The following is a 19,544-nucleotide window of genomic DNA, read 5'->3' on the forward strand; positions in this document are numbered from 1 at the left end:
CTTTCTGTAAGCCTTTTGAAATAGGCGAGGTAGATCCGAGGCGCGAGAAAAAAATTAACCGCAGGCGTATCTTTGATACGTTGAGGATTAATTTTTTCGAAGCAACGAAGGAGATACCCGTATATTTCAACAGGAATTTCCTTTTGTATTGACTAAGATACGCCGATATTATAAAAGTAAGGTTTTAACAGAAGGAGCAGTGTAATGGCAGCTAAAATAGGTATAAAACTCGCGGATGGGACGTTTTTTCCCATTATGGACGACGATGCATCCGCCTCTGAAACGCTTGAATTAACTACGGTACGCGATAATCAACGAAGTGTGCAAATTAATTTATTCAAAAAAGAGGATGACGCTTCTGACCCTTTGTATATCGGTTCACTGATTGTTGAAGATATTCATGAAAAGGCCGCCGGAGAACCGACAATAGAATTACAATTGGTGCTTGACGAAGATAAGAATCTTTCTGCCGAGGCTGTTGATAAAGATTCCGGTTCGCATCAAACGCTGCGAGTGTCATTAGAAACATTTGCAGATCAAGCATTTGATGATGTCGATTTTGATTTAAGTGCGGAAACGGCTGATGCCGATATCGATCTTTCTACAGCTAACATAAATACTGATGACAATTCCGAACCCCATGATGAGTTTTCCGCCGCAGCTTTTTATACTGATGAAGACGGCGAAAAAGAACATGAACCGAAACGCGGAATGCCGGTTTGGCTTTTAATTTTACTTATTCTACTCGGTATTGCCGCATTGGTACTCGGTATTCTGTTGCTGACAAAAAAGAATCTTGCCGAAGATGACCACCCGATGGTCGTACAGCCTGAGGCAACGACAGTCATACCGTCGAAAAAACCGCCGATGCAAGAATCTGCCGCGCCCGCGCCTTCGCTACCTGCAGATAAATCGGTAACCGAACCGCCTGCTCCTCAACCGACAGGACCCGCTCCAATAGAACAACCGGTGCCGTCGCAGCCTGTTCAACAGGATGCCATGGCTCCTCAAGAACCTGCAAAACAAGAACCGCCCGTTCAGCAAACAGAGCCTGCGGCTTCCGTGTTGGCGCAGAAAACAATCCGCTATAAGCTCCGTTGGGGCGATACGCTCTGGGATTTATCCGAAACGTATTACCGCAATCCATGGCTGTATACAAAGATTGCAAAGCATAACAAACTCAAAAATCCTGATTTAATCATTTCGGGAACCTATATTGAAATTCCTCCGCAGTAAGATAGTATTCGGCAAGCAAGGGCGTTTCCCGCACTCTTGCTTGCCCCTTTTTCCGTTCCGGCTTTCCCTCTTTTCTCTATTCCTCTTTGTAACTTCCGTCGCGGCCTGTGCAGCCGATAAAGGCGCTGTTTTATTAAAAGATTTAAAAGCAGGAAACTACGCCTTTTTTCTAAAGGCTGATAACGCAGCTTACCGCAGCATCAAAATGATGGGACGAGGCAGCGCCTACTATGTCGGATTACACCTTAAACGAGCAGGATACGAACAAGCAGCCCGTTTCTACTTTGCGCTTGGGGAAAAGCACTATGAGGCGCCGCTGAACCGCCTCTGTCGCGAAGCATTATACGAAACAGGCTCCGCTGCCGAACGCTTAGAATCCGTACAAAAGCGTTTGCGGGAACTTGCCGGAACACCTGCTGCATTCGGGCAAGAAGATACGGCACGAGCTGAAAAAGAGCAGTTAGCGTTATTGGAAATTCGGCTCCTTTTGCAGACAGGCGCTTACGGCAGCATTACACAATCGCCGGAAACACTGTACCTTACTGCCCCGCTGACGGTGGAGCTTGTCGATGCCTTTCCTCAACTCGGTAAGGCGCTGCCGCCGTTTTTATATAAGCTCGCCGAAGCCCGTATAGCGGTTTTTGCAAAACGCTATACGGGAGCATGGAACTCCGTACAAGAAGCGTTCGGCATAGCGCATACGTTTGCAGGCATCTCCTCTCCCGCACTGCTTTCCGATATCGGTAAGGCGGGCGTTTACGGCGCCGAAAACAGCGCCGATGCCGCTGCATTTTTTGAAGATTTTGCAGCGCAGGTACGGAGCGCCGCCGCCGATGGGCAGCTGTCCGGTACGGATGAGCAGCGGTGCCTGTTTTACGCTTCCTTTTATGAAGCCCGTTGCCGCACGAAAATCGGCGGCGCTGCGCAACGTGAACAAGCCGTAAAACTTTTCTTACAGGCAGCTGAACTGGCCGATTCCGCTTCCGACTTTGATTCTGCAACGTGGTACTATTTGGATGCCATGCGAATGCTCGGCTTATCCCGTTACCTCAAAGCGCTGGCGGATACGGCAGCCCGCTGGAAAAACCCTGCATGGTACGCCGATTTGGTACAATCGTTACGGGCGCAGCTAACTGCGGCAAAGGACTGGAAAAACTTAGAAACGCTCCATACCGTATTGGCAAAAACAAAGTTGCCGGAGCAGCGGGCTGCCGTTGCTTACACGCTTGCCTGCGCCGGACAGCTCCCGCCGGACAGAACGGCACGGTTACTGCAAGAAGCAGCCGGTGAATCGCACGATGCGCTGTATTACCGTATTTTGGGAACGTACCGGCTTGGCGGCGCTCAGCTGTTGGAAGAGACGTTCCGCTTCCGTAGTGAACTCCTGTCCGGTGGGCGTACACAATCCAATACCTCGCAGGTACAATCCGGTGCCCAAGCGCAAGCCGATGAAGCAAACACTCAGTCCGACACGGGCAAAGCGCAAACAAGCACATTTTCTCCCCAAGAGGCGCGGACGTATATCGACGGCTTGCTTCATTTCGGTTTATACGATATGGTCTATCCCCGCATTGTTGCCGTGTATCCGTCGATTTCCGCTGAAGAGGCACTACAAATCGCCCGCACGTTGGCTAGTGAAGGCCGCTATGCCGATTCGATACGGGTGATCCGCTTCTCGTTAAAAAATCAGGAAGATGCGGCAACAAAGGAGCAGCTTGAGCTGTTGTATCCCCGTCCGTGGGGTGAACTTGTCTCGAAATACGCCGCAGAATATGGGCTGCCGGAATATCTGTTATATGCGTTAATAAGAAGCGAAAGCTTTTTTCAGCATCAGGTTGTATCAGGGGCAGGCGCGGTCGGTCTTACACAGCTGATGCCCGCTACGGCTGCGGATATCGCAAAGAAGTTAAAGGTTGCAGATTACAGCCTTACCGATCCCGAAATAAATATCAGATTCGGCGCCTATTATCTTGCGGAAATGATCCGCCGATCCGATAACCGTATTATGCCTGCCTGCTTTGCATACAATGCAGGAATATCGCGCGTTCGCGGATGGCAAAAAAAAGCGCAAGGCCTGCCGGAAGATCTCTTTTTGGAAAGTTTGGAATACGCCGAAACACGGGATTACGGGCGAAAACTACTGTCCGCCGCAACGGTGTACGGGACGCTCTATTATTCCGAAAAACCGGAGGATATTGTGCGGCTCTTTTTTAAGGAACTGTTATGACGATTATACAAGCAATTTTTCTCGGCGCCGTCCAAGGCGTTGCCGAATTTCTTCCCATTTCAAGCTCCGGTCATCTCGCCGTAGCCGAGTACTTTTTGGGACATACTGATGTTCCCATCATTTTCGATATTCTGCTGCATATCGCGACCCTCGGCGCAGTTTGTATCGTATTTTACAAACAGATATGGCGGCTTTTAACCGTACTCGGCCGGTTTATTATCAGGAAAAATACGATAGAAGACAGTGCAGACCTTAAACTAATCGGTGCACTGCTCATTTCTACTGTTGTTACCGGCGTTATCGGTATCGTTCTGAAAGATATTGTGCAGGCAAAAAACATGCTGTTTATCGCAGTCTGTTTTATTATTACCGGCATTGTGCTTTTGCTTTCGGCAAAACTGCACCCGAAAAAAAACGTTTCCGTGCCGTCCGTGATGCAAGCGGTGATTATCGGGGCGGCGCAGGGTATCGGCGTACTGCCGGGTATTTCCCGCTCCGGTTCCACCATCGCCGCGGCGCTCTTAACCGGCGTAGACCGCGAAAAAGCCGGCGAGTATTCGTTTCTTCTTTCTATTCCGGCTATTCTCGCCGCGTTTATCTTTGAGCTGAAATCAGCCGATACCATAAGTGCTTCAATCGGCATCGCAGCGCTGATTGCGGGGATGCTGACCTCTTTTATCGTAGGCTTTTTTTCATTGACCTTTTTACTCAAATTGATAAAAGGGGGAAAGCTCGGCTTATTCGCCTACTATTTGATTCCTGCGGGGATTATATTATTCGGTGCAGTCGGAATCTTTCAATTATAGAACAGCGGGTAAACGCATCAGACTGTTTGGTGTATATAACCCCGCAGAATAATGAGGCTGTTCCTCCAGAGTTTCACCGCTTCGCGGTTCAAATGGAGTCCCAGCCTCATTATTCTGCGATTTGTAGCTATTCTGCCTGATGCGTTTGCCCGCTTACCGAAAAAAAATGTGCAAAATTTTGAATAAAATTTCGCACAGAAGGGAGGGGAAATAATAGTGATGGGAAATAGAGATAGTCGATTTAGAGTTTTAGCGCTCATTTTGAGCGTGCTGTTCTTTTGTGCGGGTATTGTATTAACGCTTGGTATTTTTCTACCAATTACCGGATTCGCTTCGTCGAACTATGCGTTGTTTGCGATGGGGCAACGGGTCTTTTCCGTTTATGGATTCTCGTCTTTTTTAATTCCGCTCCTCTTTTTATATGGGGCGGTGTTGCTGCTTATCCCCGGCTGGTCGCGTGAATCCAAAGCGGTGCTGCTCGGTGTGCCGCTCTATTTTGTTACCGCAATCATCGGCGAACGGCTCATCACCGTTTTTGCTCCATCGGTTTCCATTCCGACCCTTCGGCAATTTGTAACTATTTCAATATTGATTTGCGCACTGTTGCTCGTTTGTTTTGAAATTTTCTTGATGTTGACACTCAGCGAAAAGCTCTCCGGTCGACACTTCTTTGTACGCAATATCTCTGAGGAAGAGCAGGTTCCTAAGAATGATGAAGCAAATGACAGCGATACCGGCGAAGAGCCTATCTTTCCAGCTCCGGCGGTAGAAGCAGCGGCGCCAGAGGTGGAGCAAGCGCCGGATTCGCCCGAAACGGAGCAAGCCTCAGCTGCTTCTACAGCATCTTCGGTTCCGCCGGAGAAAACGTCAGACGGAACATTGGAGAGCACCGCAACCGATAGCGTCGAAGTACCGGTTTTGCCCGCAAAAGCCCCGGACAAAGCCGCAATTCCGCCGGAAGAGGCGGAAGACGAATTATCAACTTCTCCGGTATCGATAGATATGACCGATACGGATACGGTATATAGAGTTCCCAATGTACCTGAAGAGGATACCATTATTGTCGTTCCGGTAGAGGAGCATCCCATTGAATCACCGGCAGCAGATACTATTGAGCCTACGGATACGAATATAGAAGAAATACCTTTGTTGGAAGAAGTTGAGGAAGATGTACAGCCCCTTCCGCTGTCAACTCCGTTATCGGCGGTTATGGATATGCAGGAAAAAGAGGCTGTCCGTCCGGTATTTGATCCCTCCGATCCCAACAACTTGTTTGCCAGCTTGGAGGAAATCACCGCTCCCGTTGAACGCCTTAAACAGACCGATCATTCCGAAACGCAGCTCAATCCACCGCTGCCGAAAGAAGACACAGCGCCTACACCGTCGGTTGAAAATGCACCGGCTATGACAGAAAGCTCCGAAGCCCCTACTCCGTTAAAAAATGAAACGGCTACAGCGGAAGAAGACGCAACGGCTGTTCCTCAAATGGATATTATTCCGGAAGAAACAACTCCGGAACATCAAACGATAGCAGCAGCGAGTCCTCAAGCAGAACCGGAGATACCGCTTGTCTTTGTAAACGGCGTGCCGCTGCCGAATGAGCGTTCGGACATACTCGATACCATGGAAGTTATCGATTCGGAAAAAACGGAAGCAGCAGATATACAGAATACTGCCGTAACGGATGCAGACATCAAAACTGCAGGGGTACAAGAAGCTACGGCCGCGGACATCGGTACCGAAACGCAGGAATCCGATAGTACCATCGATATGGCGAATGCACGGATTGGAGATGATGTTGCGGAAACCGATATCGGCGCCGAAGCGGATATCGCCATTGATAGCTTTGACGCGCAGGACGAAGAAACGGCTGACGACGGCGAAGCGGAACAGGAGACTGAGGAAGAACCGGAGCCGAATAGCGACGGCGGCGAATCGGAAGCGGATGAAGAATTAGACTCGAATGCCGATGAAGCATTTTTGAAAACCATCGAACAAACAGTACCGATCATACCAGCAAAACCGGCGCCTCCCCCGCCGCCGCGCAAAAAATATGCCATCCCGTTTGATCTTTTAACGAATTATCCCGACGGCGAATATTGGGTTGTGGACGATGCGACACGGCGGTCGGCGCTCATGCTGAAATCAACCTTTAACGAATTTAAAATCGACGTGTCCATTACCGGTATCCGTAAGGGGCCGGTTGTAACGATGTTTGAAATGCTGCCTTCACCGGGTATCAAGTTGTCCAAGATTACCAATCTACAGGATAATATCGCATTGCGTCTTGCAGCCTCCAGCGTCCGTATTGTCGCGCCGATTCCGGGCAAACATGCAGTCGGTATCGAAGTTCCCAACAAGAAGCGTTCGATTGTCAGCTTTCGGGAGCTGATAGAAACCGATTTGCCGGAAGCTGCAAAAATGGCCATCCCCGTTGCTCTCGGAAAAGACGTAACGGGAAATCCGCAAGTGCTTGACCTCGCACAAACTCCGCATCTACTTATCGCAGGCGCGACCGGTTCGGGTAAATCGGTTTGCGTTAATTCGATTATACTGTCGATTCTCTATAACCGCCGCCCTGACGAGGTAAAGCTGATTTTAGTCGACCCGAAAATCGTCGAACTCAAGCTCTATAACGACATAGCTCACCTTTTAACGCCTGTCATTACCGAACCGAAGCGGGCGTTCCAAGCGTTGCAATATGCGCTCTGCGAAATGGAACGGCGCTATGCCTTGCTCGATAATATGGGCGTGCGCGACATTAAAACCTTCAATGCGAAAATCAAATCGGAGCGGATTGCAACGGAAACCTTGCCTTATATTGTCATCATCATCGATGAGTTTGCAGACCTTATGGCGACGTCAGGTAAGGAACTTGAAGCCACGGTCGCACGCCTGTGCGCAATGAGCCGCGCAGTCGGTATTCATTTGGTGCTTGCAACGCAACGACCGTCTATCGACGTCATCACCGGTTTGATTAAGGCAAATATTCCGAGCAGAATTGCGTTCATGGTTGCGTCAAAAACCGATAGCCGAATCATCTTGGACGAGATGGGCGCGGAAAAACTGCTTGGAAAAGGCGATATGCTGTATGTAAGTGCGGCTCGTCCGTTCCCAACCCGTATGCAGGGAGCTTTTGTTTCCGAACAGGAAGTAGAACGTGTTGTCGCCTGCGTAAAGGAATACTGCGAACCAGAATATATCGATGAAGAAATCTTTGTTGATGATGATGACGAACCCTATGATAATGCCGTGTTCTCTGACGATAACGATCCGCTCTACGATCAGGCCTTGGAAATCGTTGCGTTTGCAGGAAAAGCCTCCGCCTCTTATGTACAGCGGAAACTGAAAATCGGATACAATCGCGCAGCTCGTCTTATCGAAGAGATGGAAGCCCGCGGTATTGTCGGCCCTGCAAACGGTTCAAAGCCCCGGGAAATCATCAGGCACGTGTAAAACTGTAACCCGATCGGCTTACTCTGTAAAGAAAAGATTTGTCATACCGCTAACGTGAGTTTTAGAGGCTCTCTATTGACAAATAACGCTTCTTGTATTACATACGTCATACAAGAAGTGTATATGACTTATTTGCGCCCGACCAGTATCATGGTTCGGGCGTGTTCATTATAGGGAGAGCGGTCAAAGTCGCCGTAGATTTCGACGGAAGTAAAACCGGCAGATAGCATCAGCTGCCGCAATTCGGTTGCGGCATAGAGGCGCTGTACAAAAGTGTGGTCGGCTTTGAGTCCGTCTTTTGTGTAGAGCTGCCAATGCGAGCGCAAGCCCTCCCATGCGCCTTCTACCGTAAAATCGGTGAGCACGGTATAGCCTGCCCGCTCGAACCATTCTCCGGCAGTAAAATCCCGCACGGCTATTTCCCGTCCCACCATTTCGAGAATGAAACAGCCGCCTTTTTTTAACGACTGCGCAATATTACTGATAATAAGCGCATCCTCTTCAATCGTTTTGCAGTAGCCGAAGCTTGTATATATATTGACTGCAATATCAAAGGCTGCGGGACGTACAAACTCCCGTAAATCCGCTTGCACCCATTCGATCGTTACATTTTCCGCAGCAGCAGCCTCCGCCGCCGCATCCAGAAACGGCTTGATAAGATCGACGCCGGTAACCTGCGCCCCGATGACGGCAAGTTCAACGGCAATACGGCCTAACCCGCACCCTGCATCAAAGATTTTTAACTCCTGCGGCGGCCGTCCTGTCCCTGCTAGTTTGAAAATTCCTTCGGCAACAGCGGGCGCTTCCTGCCAACGAGGAACATCAAACATGATAGGCGCATACTGTACCCAAAAAGCTTCATTTTCAAACCACTCGTTCATATTGCCTCTTTCATTTTTCCGGCTTAAGATTCAGTCCGTCGCTTCCGCTACTGCCGATTAATAGCTGTACTATTTTGCTCGGGATTCGTACCGGCTTGATCAGTATCCTTGTCGGTTTGATCGGTACCCGTGCCCGTTTGTAAGAATGCATCTAAACCGGCATTCCGATTAACGCTGCCGTCGGCAATCAGTTTTTGTTTCAACACATTAGCTCGATGATTTTCAGGATCAAGTTTCAATGCCCGATTCAACAGTGTGATTGCTTCCGGCATCCCATTACGCTCAGCGTATATCCGCGCAGCTTCGTAGAGCATCTTGCTTTTTGTGTGATTATCGGAAAGAAGCTCCACAGCGCGGGAGAAATACTTAATCGCCATATCAGGTTCATTGCGGGCATCATAGATATAGGCTTGATCAACCGTCGCAGGAATTTTATAGCGGGCATCATTTTCAACCTCGGCAAAATTTTTTAACGCCGCAGTCGAATATCCCTGCACTGCACGACGGATACCGTTGTAGAATACGTCTTCGTCATGATTATCAGCCTTATCGATTCCGAAAGAAGCGTTAAAGTCGCCCGAAGATGCAAAATACCACCGTGCGTACGCCTTGACCAACGGATTATGAGGATGGGCTTCCAGAATTTTCCACATTTCTCCGTTTCCCTGTGCATAGTTTTGCGGCTGCACATAGCGATATCGGAATTTTTCCAGCAGGAATCGTATATCCTCACTATCGGTCGCCATTGCTCCCTCAAGCACTTCTTCAGCAGAAAGGGTAAAAGCAGAAGACACGAATAAGTTTTTTTCCATCTCTAATGAGAAAAAATCCTTACTTTGCAGATATTCATCCAACGGATCTTTTTGATTATGAGCCGCCTTGATAGCGGAACAGGCACGGACATACTGTGCAACAGCCGGATAGTATCCCGGATTTTGCGAAATACAGTCAATCAATACTTCGGCTTTTTCTTCTTGGGTAGGAGCGGTCATCGCTAAGTTATAAAAAACTTCACTTGAAGAATCCGCATAACGGTCGATATACATTTGCCAAAAACCGCGCGCCTGCTCCATATCACCAAGTCCTGCACTTGCATCGGCAGCGAGCAAAAGATGACGGCGAGCATATTCAAAAATTTTAGGGTTGTTTTCGGGAAGCCCAACCATATCGCTATATGCAAGGGAATAAACCAAATCGTCCAGTACCGGCTGAAAATTCCCCATATCATAAGCCAAACACGACCAAAAATAGGGGGAACGAAGCGCTTCTTCTTTGCCAATCCGTGAACGCAGGGCTGCAGCCTGTGCAATGTCGCCTTGGTGGGCAAGCATTACGGCAGCATTCTCCAAAAAAATATGTTCGCCCGTAAGCCGAAACCCCTCTTGCCAAAAAGGAACCGGTGTCCGATACGTTTGTTTTGCCTTATCCACGTGGATAAGCGCCTCCGTTCCAATACCGGCATAAGGAGTACCTTGCAAAGTTTCAGCAGCAACAGCAGCATCTTCTATCCGGTCTTCCTGCATCAGTGTATGAGTAAGGGCAGCTTTAAGCATCGAATCATCAGGATATTTTTTCAAGCCGGCCTGAATGGATTGTAAGGCTTGAACAGGACTATGCAGGCGTAATTCCCGCTTTGCAATGCTTAAATATTGAATGGGGAGCTGTGCTTTTTTACGCAATGCGCGTAAGCTATTCAGCGCTTTTTGAGTGTTGCCTTCTTGAACAACACTGTCAATGGCATTCAGTCTTTGTTGGAAAAGCTCATTTTTATCTGTTTTTGAACATGCAGTAACAATAAGGCAGAGTAAAAGACTTCCTATAAGGAAGAGATTAGTTTTTGTCCTTTTCATAGGAGCAGTCTAAACATTCTCGTTTGACGCTGTCAAGTACTGCGTTTACAAACTTAAAGGAATCATCGGTACCATACGTGCGGGCGATTGTAACGGCTTCGTTAATTATGATTCTAGGATCGGTGTCTTGTTGGAAAAGAAGAGAATAGGTACCAAGCCGAAGAATTGCTTTGTCAACCAATTTAAGCCGATTAAAATCCCAGTTTTCTAAGTTCTTGGTGATGAGGGTATCGATTTCATTGATATGCTCAACAGTACCTAAAAAAAGGAGCTTTGAAAATAAAAAATCTTCGTCATGTACCTCTTTACCGGTACGTTCGACCCACGGAAAGGGCAATAAATCATCAGGTGGAAGAGAACCTGCGTCCCAAGCGAATAGCGCTTGAAATGCGAGAATTCTTCCGCGTCGTCTTCCGATCGCCATTTTTACCACGAAAGCGCTTTTTCAAGATCAGCACCGGTTTTAAATATGACAAAATTTTCCGGTTTATGAAGATCATTGGTTACCGAAACTAACGCATTGTTAAGCGCTTCATTTTGGCGCTGCATAATTACCATCTTTTTGATATATTCATAGAGACTGACATTTCCACCGGGTTCTACAACATCACTTAAACCGAGTATTTTCGCATCTTTTTTCTCTAAGACAACAAAACACTGGTAATTAGCGCCTGTTTCGGTTATCGGAGACACTTCTCCTACTTTCATGTTAAAAATCTTGAGAAGCTCGTCCATCGGAATACCGAGTTGTTCTGCAGCCAATGCGGTTTTACTGACAAAAATCTCTCCTGCCTGATAACCTGAATTCTTTGCTTGCGATTTTTTACGGATATCGGCAGTAGCCTTTGGGTTTGCTGTCAGCTTTTTTTGAACATCTTTTATCATTTTCTCTGCAGAGTTTGCTTTGTCACCTTTCGGCGCTACCACAAGGAAAAGCTGTACCGTATCGGGCTGCACAAAGGATTGCTTGTTTACTTCATAATATGAGCGGATTTGATCGTCGCTCGGACTGGGAATCGATTGCAGCTCTTTTTGTTTTTTCTGCATCACATACGCTTGCGCCGTCAGCTGAGTTCGCAAAAAACTTTTAAACTCCGCAAGAGTCATGCCGTTTTGTGCCTTCATATATTCGTCAAGCGACATATTCGTTTTTTCTTTAATCAGTTTTGCAAAATCCGCTTCGGATACCTGCTGCCCCAATTGATTGGATACGTATTCGGTAAAGTAATTATTTACTTCCGAATCCGTAATTTTTATCCCGTCTTTTTCAGCAGCCTGAACAATTAAACGCTCATTGATAAGGCCGTCCAGCGTTTGCTGCCGCTCTTCTAAGGTCATTTTCCGACCGATTTCTTTTTCCAAGGCAGAAACACGAGTTTTGAGCTGACCAAGCGTAATCGGTGCCCGTCCGGTAAGTTTTACTTCTGCAATAGGCTGCAAATTGGTTTGCGCAAAGACGCCGCTTATAGATAAACTTAATACAATAAACAATGTGATTACAGTTTTTTTCATCATATCCTCTTCAGATTTTGATATTTATAAACAAGCAAACAACCGATAAGTTACTTACAGACCTTGTACATCCTATTTTATAAGTACCGCACGAATACGTCTGATTCCCGCCGATGACGATTGTTCTTTTTGGATTACGAACTTGCCCAATACACCGGTGTGTTCTACGTGCGGACCGCCGCATACTTCTTTGGAGAAGTTGCCAATGGAATACACTTTGACGGTATCTTCGTATTTTTCACCGAAGAGCGCCATCGCACCGGATCTTTTTGCTTCCTCAAGCGACATTATTTCCATAGTAACCGGTAAATCCGCTTGAATCTGCTCGTTGACAATACGCTCAACCTCAGCTTTTTTCCTCAGCTGTCATCGGCTGTGGATGGGAAAAGTCGAAGCGGAGCCGTTCTGCCGTAATATTAGAACCTTTTTGTTCAACATGATCGCCGAGTACCATTCGCAGCGCCTTATGCAAAAGATGCGTTGCCGTATGGTACGCCGTCGTTTGCTCGGAGTGATCCGCTAGACCGCCTTTAAAAATTTGTTCGCTGCCTGCACGGGAGAGCGCTTGATGCTTTTTAAAGGCTTCTTCAAACTCCGCTTTGTCAACGGTTAACCCCGATTCCCGCGCGAGTTCTTCAGTAAGCTCAATGGGGAACCCGTAAGTATCGTAGAGTTTAAAGGCAAGCCGCCCCGGAATAACCTTTTTAGGATTCTTCAACAGATTCGGCTTCATCTTTTCGTATTCCGCTTCGCCTTTTTTGAGGGTTTCGAGGAAGCGCTTTTCTTCCGCCTCAAGCTCGGCAGTGATAAGCGCTTCTTTCTCTTTTAATTCGGGATAGGCGCCCTTGTATTGCTCGATGACAACCTTTGCCGGAATTGCGAGAAACGTTCCTTCGATACCGAGTTTTCTGCCGTGGCGGACAGCCCGTCTGATAATACGGCGGAGAACATACCCTGCTCCGATATTGGACGGCAGCACGGCTTTCGGGTCGCCCAAGATAACGGTAGCAGCACGGATATGATCACAGATAATACGAACTGATACATCTTTTTCAGCATCGCTTCCATACCGATAGCCGGTTATCTTTTCGACCGCGGCAATAAGCGGGGTAAAGATCTCCGTTTCGTAGACTGATTTTTTCCCTTGCAGCATAGCAACGGTACGCTCAATCCCCATGCCGGTATCGACACAGTGCCGCTCCAGCGTGTGATACGAACCGTCTTGTTCTTTGCGGTACTGCATAAAGACGTCGTTCCATATTTCGACGTATTTACCGCAGCTGCAGCCCGGCCGGCATCCGGCGCTGCACGCCGGTTTTCCCGTGTCGATGAACATTTCGGTGTCGGGACCGCAAGGACCTGTTTCTCCTGCAGGCCCCCACCAGTTGTCCTCGCGGGGTAAAAAGTGAATCCTTTCTTTAGGAATCCCATGCTTTTCCCAAATCTCCGCCGATTCGGTGTCGCGCGGAACTTTATCATCCCCTGCAAAGACCGTTACCGAAAGGAGATCGACTGGAATGTTAAGGTATTGAGGGCTTGTTAAAAATTCAAAGCTGTACCCGATTGCTTCCTTTTTAAAGTAGTCGCCGAGCGACCAATTCCCCAACATCTCAAAAAAGGTGAGGTGAGAAGCGTCGCCTACCGCGTCGATGTCTCCGGTGCGGATACACTTTTGGTAGTCCGTTAAACGGGTACCCGCAGGGTGCGGTTCTCCCATCAGGTAGGGAACAAGGGGGTGCATACCTGCGGTGGTAAATAATACGGTGGGATCGTTTTCGGGAATAACCGACTTACCGGAAATTTCCACATGGCCTTTACTCTTAAAAAATGCAATATACTTGGAACGAAGTTCGTCTGCTGTAATGTGTTTATTCATATCTTACCATAGTAAGAAAAGCTGTCGAACCTGTCAACTGTACTTTTGAAAATAGACGACGCATCTGCGCCTTGTATCCGGTACCACTATTTTCAAAAGCGCTGGCTATGCAGAACGGACACGGATGTCCGGGGTTTTACACAGCAGCGAAAAAAGACGGCGGCAGTTCCGGTGCACAATTTCGCATAAGTGTTCTATCGAACACTGCCGATATTCGCTTGCCGCCTGATAGGTATACGGAATATTTAACGGGGTGTTTACCTCCCGTCTAACCGGTTGAGGGGCGAGGTACGGAGCATCCGTCTCCAATAGTAGTTTATCGTCGGGAACCATGCGTACCAGTTCCGCTATTGCGGAAGAGGTTTCGGCATTGTCAGTGTATGTGATGGTGCCCGGAAATGAAAGATACCAGCCCCGTTCCAAAAAAGCTTCGGCTTCCTTCTTCCCATAAGAGAAACAGTGAATGACACCGCGGTGCCAGCCTACTTCGTCGATACAACGGAGCGTCGGTTCAAAGCCGTCGCGTGAATGAATAATCACAGCCAATCCGTACCGTTTGGCAAGGGCAAGCTGTTCTTTAAAAAGCTGTTCTTCGCCTGCAAGATCGCCGGTTCCCGTACCGGTAGATCCGGCATGGTTCCAATGCCGATCGATGCCGCATTCTCCGACTGCCGTATACAGCTGCCCGCTTTTTAAAATGGCTTGAACATCTGCTTCAAGCTTTTGCATCGATTCAGCCCTATGTTCAATAGCGACACGTCCCGGCCACAGTCCTGCAGAAAAATGAATAAAATCGGGTATACTGCTATTTTTATCCCATATATCTGCAACGGTATTATACCGCGGCGTAAAATCTCCGGCATCAGTTCCTATATCCATTATAAAAGGATAGCCTTCTTCCTGCATCTCTTTCAGTATAAGTGGAAAGTGCGCCGCTTTTTGAGAAATATGACGTAAATGGCAATGAGAGTCTGTAAACAATCTTGACCGCCTCTATAATTTCCGGTATAGTATATCATCTTTGCCGGAGTGGTGGAATTGGTAGACACCAGGGACTTAAAATCCCTTGACTGGTAACGGTCGTACGAGTTCAAGTCTCGTCTCCGGCAGGTTCTTTCATCTTATGCCTTATCTATGCACAATGTTTCTATAATATCCCGTATCATAGAGTTTCAGAATCAGTAGATAGTATCTCCATCGATCTCCTAAAAACATCTTTCCCCTTTTGCACTTAATTTTTTTTCTTGTTTTCCGATATTGTCTGTATGAAGCTATGGGAGGATCTTATGAGAAAATACCATGTACTGTCAGCTCTGGTGGGGGTATTGTTGTTATTGCCCCTTGGAGCGGAAGAATTACTCACAGCAGAAACTTATGCATCTTATTACGGAGAAGCTTTTAACGGCCGACCGACGTCAAGCGGCGAAATTTTCGATATGAATGCCTATACGGCAGCCCATAAAACACTGCCGTTCGGAACTTTTCTTGAAGTAACCAATCTTGAAAACGGGAAAAAAGTGGTGGTACGCGTAAACGACCGCGGCCCATTCGTCCCAAACCGTGAGATAGATTTATCAAAAGCTGCTGCTAAATCATTGGGAATGATTAGCCGCGGTATCACACGGGTTTCGATTAAACGGGTTGATTCACTTGATCATGCAGCCTTGATGGCAACAACTGATGTTTATAGCGACACACCGGCGGCTCCCGCACAAAAAGAAACACCTTTTGCATCCGAAACACAACCTGAAGCAGTGCCTGTTCAGAATGATGCAGTTCCCGATACACCAGCTAAAGGTTCCGGCACAGCAGTAGAAGCCCAAACGACGCCGTCTACAGTACCACAAGCCCAAGCAGTACAGCCTAATACAACGCAAGGACAACCGGTATCTGTAGATCAACAAACAGCAAAGCCTGAAACGGTCAAAGGTGTTGCAAACCGTTCAGCTTCTGCACAACCGGAACAAACTCCGGCGCCTGTTTATTTACCGGGAACTTCCGGTGTGTTGTGGCGAATTCAGCTGGGCGCTTTTGCACGGGAAGAAAATGCACTGAGACTTGTTGTCCAGCTGAGAAAAGCAGGGTTCGACCCTGCATACGAGCGTACTGAAAAATCGGTACGGGTTGTTCTTCCGGGTATACAACCTGACGATCTTGAAAAAGTAAAAGAAGCACTGGCGAATCATTCCTTCACCGACTACGTAATCAGACAGGAAAGCTGGTAAGCCGATTTTTTTATCAAAGTAAACGTATCAGACAAATCGACAACTCCGAGACGCAAGGTGCAGGGGTTGTCGATCGTTATATGCTATGGTGATCGTGTCGAGGAAGATAACCGATGTAATTGGTGTTTTGACATTTTCGTTATCAAACCCGCATCCTACCGAAACGACAGGGAAATCTTCAATGCTATCGGGGATGACAATATCGCCGCCTTTTCCAACGTACTTTAAAATAACTACTCCCGTACCGTCTCCGTTTAAGTCGTACTCAAAATCCGAAGAGAGAGAGACGCTCTGCGCCAATACCGGTATCACGCCGATCCCGCTGAGCAAAATAATGGATAGTAATGCGATAGAAAAAAGTTTTTTATTCATTTTGTATACCCTTATAAAATATATTGTTTAGAACCTTCATTCGCACTATTTATTGATTAATATCCATAAGCGAACCAGTTGACGAACTTCCCATTGTTTTGGATTCTACCCCACACACACAATAGTCCTCTTCCTTTCTTTATACCGATTTGATAAATTTCTTTATTAACGGTGTTGTATTCACCAAGCGCTGACCAAATCAACCACCATTCTCTCTCGGATAGTTTTTCAACACGCCAGATAGTAACTCCCTTCTCACGGAAGTTCTGACTTGTCATATTGTACGCGCCCTCAGATTGTAGTATCTCCCACGCACCATTCGCATCATTACATAGATAGGCTATTGCTGCTTCCCCCCGTCCATCCTTTTTCATAATTATAATAATATTTAAATACAAATACTCCTTGCCCATACGTCGTTCCGATGAACAGCGCCAAACACATACATACGATAATCTTTTTCATAAGTTTTCCTCTCTGATTTTTTCGAAGTGTATTGCATCTTCGATTTTTATAGTATGTTCCATATTGCAGAGTTAAAATTACTTCCACGACCGAGGGGCGTGTAGTAGATAGAACCAATAGGAAAAATTTGTATCCGTTGAAAATTCACAGACACAAATATATTGATATCCATCAATGAGATCTTCCATACGAGAAATACCAATCGTATATACATCACCTTTGGTGGTCTCAAAGACATTTAAAGCACGTTTAACCCATTCCATTTGTTCCCGGGATGGTTTATCATCAGTCAAACGACCTTGAGATTTTAACTTTTTAAAAACAGCATCACGATTATTTTGTCCATCATAAATAGCAAGTATGGTGTAATCACCTACCTTAAATATTTCTAGATTATTCGCAAACATAGCTGAAAAAATAACTAAAAATATAAGGCTTAAAAACGTTCTCTTTTTCATTTTTCAATCTCCTTTTTTTTGATCGAATATAAAATTACAAAAATCCCGATAGGAAAAAGCATTTCCCATCGGGATACGTGGTGATACATGATGTTTGCGGTAAGCAAACCCGATAGTTCAGCCCTGCTGTAAATGGCAGGGCTATAGACAGCGAAAATCAAGCGTTTATTTTTTAGCCGCTTGTTTTTTCTCACCAAGTCTAAACGAGGGACATACTTTTACATTGAAGATATTAGCCCTTCCTACACCGGAAGTTGAATAAAGCGTCGGAATTTCGTTAATCGAAATACCAATACCGACTAAATTCGTAAAAAAGTATTCAAATCCTATATGGAAAGCCAAGCCTATTGTCATGGCTGTGTGTACGGTTTTCGTTTTTACCTTTTTATCCGCAACTTTAACTTCCGTTTCCACTTCATAGCCAAAGGTGCCTACGGCAGGACCACCTGCCAAACGGAGGTATGCTTTGTCCTTTGCGAATTTAAACGTATAGCCCGGCATTATCCGTGAATTCCATACCAAGCCCTTATTCACGCTCAGACCTACAGAGGTACTATCAACCTTACGTAGAAGACTTTTCTCCTGTTGAACCGGAATAATAACTGAGTCCCGCCCCCGGCAGCATCACAAATTCTGCAAACGCATGTGCAGAAACCAACGCAAGACAGAGAAACATAATAGCAATTTTCTTCATCTTAAAAACTCCTTTTTGGTGTTAAGAACACCTTAAAAATAATAACCGGCAAGAAAGTGTTAATTTCTTGCCGTAAAAGCCTTTATTCTTACCATAAAGGGATTTTATATTTATGCTTTTTTGAATTTATAGGTAAGCCACTCTGTCCACATTTCAAAGGTACCGTTTTCAACCTTGTATTTAAATTCTCGGTTGAGATAAGTCGCTAATGTGAACCCTGTAAACTGTATTGTATCACCGCTTACCGTATAGGTACCGTTGTCTGGTACGGTTCGCCTTGCTGTGGTGAATGTAGCTTTCACATGCCCGCTTTTAAGCCGTAAAGTCATTGTAGCAGCTGTAGTCTCTGACTTCCAGGTAATCCCCTCGATACTTGATGCAGTATTTCCGCCTCCGGCCCCCCCCCAAAAAAAAAGTCAAGAGAAAAATTCAAGGTTTCAAAATTTATTGACAATTACGTACATACACTATATATTGATGAGAGGCTGTAGGCCATGTTAAAAGGTGAACTTGTTAAGTTTGGCAGATTCGAGTGGTGGTCTGAAAAAGAAAATGCGAACATCAGGAACCATAGGGATGCAAATAACAATGGGATTCCGTTTCGGGATATTTTGCCTATTTTTGACGACCCTTATTTTTATGAAATATACGACATAAAACATTCCGACGCCGGACAAGATAGATATAACGGTTTTGGGTATGTGGAAAAATCCGGTTTAAGCATTGTGCAAGTTGTGTACACGGAGACCGGTCGAATCCATATTATCTCAGCTCGTCCTGCAACAGCGCAGGAAAGGAAAATGTATTATGACAGACTTAGACGAATATATCACCAAATGTGAGGCTTGTGCAGTTCCCGACAGTCAAATTAACACAACAGATATTCCGGAATTAACTGAAGAAGATTTTGCGCGGGGACACTTTAAGTATTGGAAACCGCTTAAAAAGTCGGTAACATTCCGTATCGATTTTGATAACTTATCGTGGCTGCAAAGTAAGGGTGCAAAAGGGTATCAAAAACGAATGAACGAGGTAATACGCTGGGCACGGCAAAACGGGTGTCCGTTAGTGTGAGCTTCAACTATCTCGCCCGATAGCACCTAAATCTCCTACCTTACCGCAACTCTAAACAGTCGCGCAGCAAAACGGTTGACGCAGGCAGCTGCCTCCTGTTTATCGGCAACGGGAGCGGGATGTTCATAGCGGAAATAGATACTGCCGTCTTGACCGATAAGGCTGAGCCGGATGCTGCTTTCGGTACATACTGCCGTGATGGAAAACGGCGCGTGTTTGGAAACCGCAAATAACGATTTGTTTAAAGCGGCGGCGATGCGTTTCTCGGTTCGTTTGCTGAGCCGTTCGTCTGCACCGGTACAGGTCAGCGTAACCGGCAGCCGTATCCAATGTTCGGGAAAGCAGGAGGGATTGCTTTGCAGCAGCTCTTGATAGAGCGCGGTTTTCAGTTCGGTGTTTCTCGTGCAGAGTA

At 46.6% G+C, this 19,544-nt stretch carries 18 protein-coding genes, 1 tRNA gene and 1 pseudogene; 9 read left to right on the top strand and 11 right to left on the bottom strand.

Annotated features, from left to right (window positions below):
* The first annotated feature begins 204 nt into the window (after positions 1-204).
* The 4 genes from GWP40_RS00580 (at position 205) to GWP40_RS00595 (ending at position 7,725) form a co-directional block, all read left to right on the top strand.
* Positions 205-1,236, top strand: a complete 1,032-nt coding sequence (locus GWP40_RS00580; RefSeq protein ID WP_212565629.1) for an Hsp70 family protein — start codon at positions 205-207, stop codon at positions 1,234-1,236.
* The gene (locus tag GWP40_RS00585; RefSeq protein WP_212565630.1) at positions 1,217-3,463 is read left to right on the top strand and encodes a flagellar assembly lytic transglycosylase; all 2,247 of its coding nucleotides are present in this window, start codon (positions 1,217-1,219) and stop codon (positions 3,461-3,463) included. The genes GWP40_RS00580 and GWP40_RS00585 overlap by 20 nt, the downstream gene beginning before the upstream one ends.
* Positions 3,460-4,269: an undecaprenyl-diphosphate phosphatase gene (locus GWP40_RS00590; RefSeq protein ID WP_212565631.1), complete on the top strand. Its 810-nt coding sequence runs from the start codon at positions 3,460-3,462 to the stop codon at positions 4,267-4,269. The genes GWP40_RS00585 and GWP40_RS00590 overlap by 4 nt, the downstream gene beginning before the upstream one ends.
* A gap of 219 nt (positions 4,270-4,488) precedes the next feature.
* Positions 4,489-7,725 carry a DNA translocase FtsK gene (locus GWP40_RS00595; RefSeq protein ID WP_212565632.1) on the top strand — a complete coding sequence of 1,079 codons (3,237 nt, stop codon included), beginning with the start codon at positions 4,489-4,491 and terminating at the stop codon, positions 7,723-7,725.
* A gap of 128 nt (positions 7,726-7,853) precedes the next feature.
* Here the strand turns inward: GWP40_RS00595 and GWP40_RS00600 are convergent, their stop codons facing one another.
* The 6 genes and pseudogenes from GWP40_RS00600 to GWP40_RS00625 all read right to left on the bottom strand — a co-directional run bounded on the left by GWP40_RS00600 (position 7,854) and on the right by GWP40_RS00625 (position 14,825).
* A complete protein-coding gene (locus GWP40_RS00600) occupies positions 7,854-8,606 on the bottom strand; it encodes a class I SAM-dependent methyltransferase (protein ID WP_212565633.1) in 753 nt (250 codons plus the stop codon).
* A 47-nt stretch (positions 8,607-8,653) separates the two neighbouring features.
* Complete coding sequence (locus tag GWP40_RS00605) at positions 8,654-10,456, bottom strand: tetratricopeptide repeat protein (protein ID WP_230974494.1); 1,803 nt, start codon at positions 10,454-10,456, stop codon at positions 8,654-8,656.
* Positions 10,437-10,880: a transcription antitermination factor NusB gene (nusB, locus tag GWP40_RS00610; RefSeq protein WP_212565634.1), complete on the bottom strand. Its 444-nt coding sequence runs from the start codon at positions 10,878-10,880 to the stop codon at positions 10,437-10,439. Before nusB ends, GWP40_RS00605 begins: the two co-directional genes overlap by 20 nt.
* Before the next feature lie 2 nt (positions 10,881-10,882).
* Entirely contained in the window at positions 10,883-11,968 is a 1,086-nt protein-coding gene (locus GWP40_RS00615; protein ID WP_212565635.1) for an MOSP complex formation periplasmic protein, TDE1658 family, read from the bottom strand.
* A gap of 72 nt (positions 11,969-12,040) precedes the next feature.
* A pseudogene (locus GWP40_RS00620) lies at positions 12,041-13,844 on the bottom strand (alanine--tRNA ligase).
* A gap of 105 nt (positions 13,845-13,949) precedes the next feature.
* Positions 13,950-14,825: a TatD family hydrolase gene (locus GWP40_RS00625; protein ID WP_212565636.1), complete on the bottom strand. Its 876-nt coding sequence runs from the start codon at positions 14,823-14,825 to the stop codon at positions 13,950-13,952.
* A 42-nt stretch (positions 14,826-14,867) separates the two neighbouring features.
* On the opposite strand from GWP40_RS00625, the gene GWP40_RS00630 reads away from it, so the two are divergent.
* Both GWP40_RS00630 and GWP40_RS00635 read left to right on the top strand, forming a co-directional pair.
* Positions 14,868-14,953 (top strand) — tRNA-Leu (locus GWP40_RS00630).
* Positions 14,954-15,130: 177 nt separating this feature from the next.
* The gene (locus GWP40_RS00635; protein ID WP_212565637.1) at positions 15,131-16,069 is read left to right on the top strand and encodes a septal ring lytic transglycosylase RlpA family protein; all 939 of its coding nucleotides are present in this window, start codon (positions 15,131-15,133) and stop codon (positions 16,067-16,069) included.
* A 27-nt stretch (positions 16,070-16,096) separates the two neighbouring features.
* Here GWP40_RS00635 and GWP40_RS00640 read toward each other — a convergent pair whose 3' ends face one another.
* The 5 genes from GWP40_RS00640 to GWP40_RS13205 all read right to left on the bottom strand — a co-directional run bounded on the left by GWP40_RS00640 (position 16,097) and on the right by GWP40_RS13205 (position 18,058).
* Positions 16,097-16,441 (bottom strand): hypothetical protein, encoded by a 345-nt coding sequence (locus GWP40_RS00640; RefSeq protein WP_212565638.1) that lies wholly within the window; start codon positions 16,439-16,441, stop codon positions 16,097-16,099.
* Between the two features lie 56 nt (positions 16,442-16,497).
* The gene (locus GWP40_RS00645; protein WP_212565639.1) at positions 16,498-16,854 is read right to left on the bottom strand and encodes a hypothetical protein; all 357 of its coding nucleotides are present in this window, start codon (positions 16,852-16,854) and stop codon (positions 16,498-16,500) included.
* Between the two features lie 129 nt (positions 16,855-16,983).
* On the bottom strand, positions 16,984-17,364 hold the full coding sequence (locus GWP40_RS00650; RefSeq protein ID WP_212565640.1) for a hypothetical protein: 381 nt from the start codon (positions 17,362-17,364) through the stop codon (positions 16,984-16,986).
* A 165-nt stretch (positions 17,365-17,529) separates the two neighbouring features.
* Complete coding sequence (locus GWP40_RS12430) at positions 17,530-17,865, bottom strand: DUF2715 domain-containing protein (protein ID WP_230974495.1); 336 nt, start codon at positions 17,863-17,865, stop codon at positions 17,530-17,532.
* 61 nt (positions 17,866-17,926) lie between these two features.
* Positions 17,927-18,058, bottom strand: coding sequence for a hypothetical protein (locus GWP40_RS13205; RefSeq protein ID WP_256481851.1), 132 nt, complete (start codon positions 18,056-18,058; stop codon positions 17,927-17,929).
* A 494-nt stretch (positions 18,059-18,552) separates the two neighbouring features.
* On the opposite strand from GWP40_RS13205, the gene GWP40_RS00660 reads away from it, so the two are divergent.
* From GWP40_RS00660 to GWP40_RS00670, 3 genes are all read left to right on the top strand, one after another.
* Positions 18,553-18,900, top strand: a complete 348-nt coding sequence (locus tag GWP40_RS00660; protein ID WP_212565641.1) for a BrnT family toxin — start codon at positions 18,553-18,555, stop codon at positions 18,898-18,900.
* On the top strand, positions 18,866-19,132 hold the full coding sequence (locus tag GWP40_RS00665) for a BrnA antitoxin family protein (protein ID WP_212565642.1): 267 nt from the start codon (positions 18,866-18,868) through the stop codon (positions 19,130-19,132). The genes GWP40_RS00660 and GWP40_RS00665 overlap by 35 nt, the downstream gene beginning before the upstream one ends.
* A 171-nt stretch (positions 19,133-19,303) precedes the next feature.
* On the top strand, positions 19,304-19,504 hold the full coding sequence (locus GWP40_RS00670; RefSeq protein ID WP_212565643.1) for a hypothetical protein: 201 nt from the start codon (positions 19,304-19,306) through the stop codon (positions 19,502-19,504).
* Positions 19,505-19,544 lie beyond the last annotated feature (40 nt).

It is taken from the genome of Treponema vincentii (genome assembly GCF_018336815.1).
Lineage (GTDB): Bacteria > Spirochaetota > Spirochaetia > Treponematales > Treponemataceae > Treponema.

What these genes read in the sequence shown, in the direction of transcription:
- GWP40_RS00580 (WP_212565629.1), top strand. Translation starts at nt 205, where the DNA reads ATGGCAGCTAAAATAGGTATAAAACTCGCGGATGGGACGTTTTTTCCC.
- GWP40_RS00590 (WP_212565631.1), top strand. Translation starts at nt 3,460, where the DNA reads ATGACGATTATACAAGCAATTTTTCTCGGCGCCGTCCAAGGCGTTGCC.
- GWP40_RS00595 (WP_212565632.1), top strand. Translation starts at nt 4,489, where the DNA reads ATGGGAAATAGAGATAGTCGATTTAGAGTTTTAGCGCTCATTTTGAGC.
- GWP40_RS00600 (WP_212565633.1), bottom strand. Translation starts at nt 8,606, where the DNA reads ATGAACGAGTGGTTTGAAAATGAAGCTTTTTGGGTACAGTATGCGCCT.
- GWP40_RS00605 (WP_230974494.1), bottom strand. Translation starts at nt 10,456, where the DNA reads ATGAAAAGGACAAAAACTAATCTCTTCCTTATAGGAAGTCTTTTACTC.
- nusB (WP_212565634.1), bottom strand. Translation starts at nt 10,880, where the DNA reads ATGGCGATCGGAAGACGACGCGGAAGAATTCTCGCATTTCAAGCGCTA.
- GWP40_RS00615 (WP_212565635.1), bottom strand. Translation starts at nt 11,968, where the DNA reads ATGAAAAAAACTGTAATCACATTGTTTATTGTATTAAGTTTATCTATA.
- GWP40_RS00635 (WP_212565637.1), top strand. Translation starts at nt 15,131, where the DNA reads ATGAGAAAATACCATGTACTGTCAGCTCTGGTGGGGGTATTGTTGTTA.
- GWP40_RS00640 (WP_212565638.1), bottom strand. Translation starts at nt 16,441, where the DNA reads ATGAATAAAAAACTTTTTTCTATCGCATTACTATCCATTATTTTGCTC.
- GWP40_RS00645 (WP_212565639.1), bottom strand. Translation starts at nt 16,854, where the DNA reads ATGGGCAAGGAGTATTTGTATTTAAATATTATTATAATTATGAAAAAG.
- GWP40_RS00650 (WP_212565640.1), bottom strand. Translation starts at nt 17,364, where the DNA reads ATGAAAAAGAGAACGTTTTTAAGCCTTATATTTTTAGTTATTTTTTCA.
- GWP40_RS12430 (WP_230974495.1), bottom strand. Translation starts at nt 17,865, where the DNA reads ATGCCGGGCTATACGTTTAAATTCGCAAAGGACAAAGCATACCTCCGT.
- GWP40_RS13205 (WP_256481851.1), bottom strand. Translation starts at nt 18,058, where the DNA reads ATGAAGAAAATTGCTATTATGTTTCTCTGTCTTGCGTTGGTTTCTGCA.
- GWP40_RS00660 (WP_212565641.1), top strand. Translation starts at nt 18,553, where the DNA reads ATGTTAAAAGGTGAACTTGTTAAGTTTGGCAGATTCGAGTGGTGGTCT.
- GWP40_RS00665 (WP_212565642.1), top strand. Translation starts at nt 18,866, where the DNA reads ATGACAGACTTAGACGAATATATCACCAAATGTGAGGCTTGTGCAGTT.
- GWP40_RS00670 (WP_212565643.1), top strand. Translation starts at nt 19,304, where the DNA reads ATGCTGCTTTCGGTACATACTGCCGTGATGGAAAACGGCGCGTGTTTG.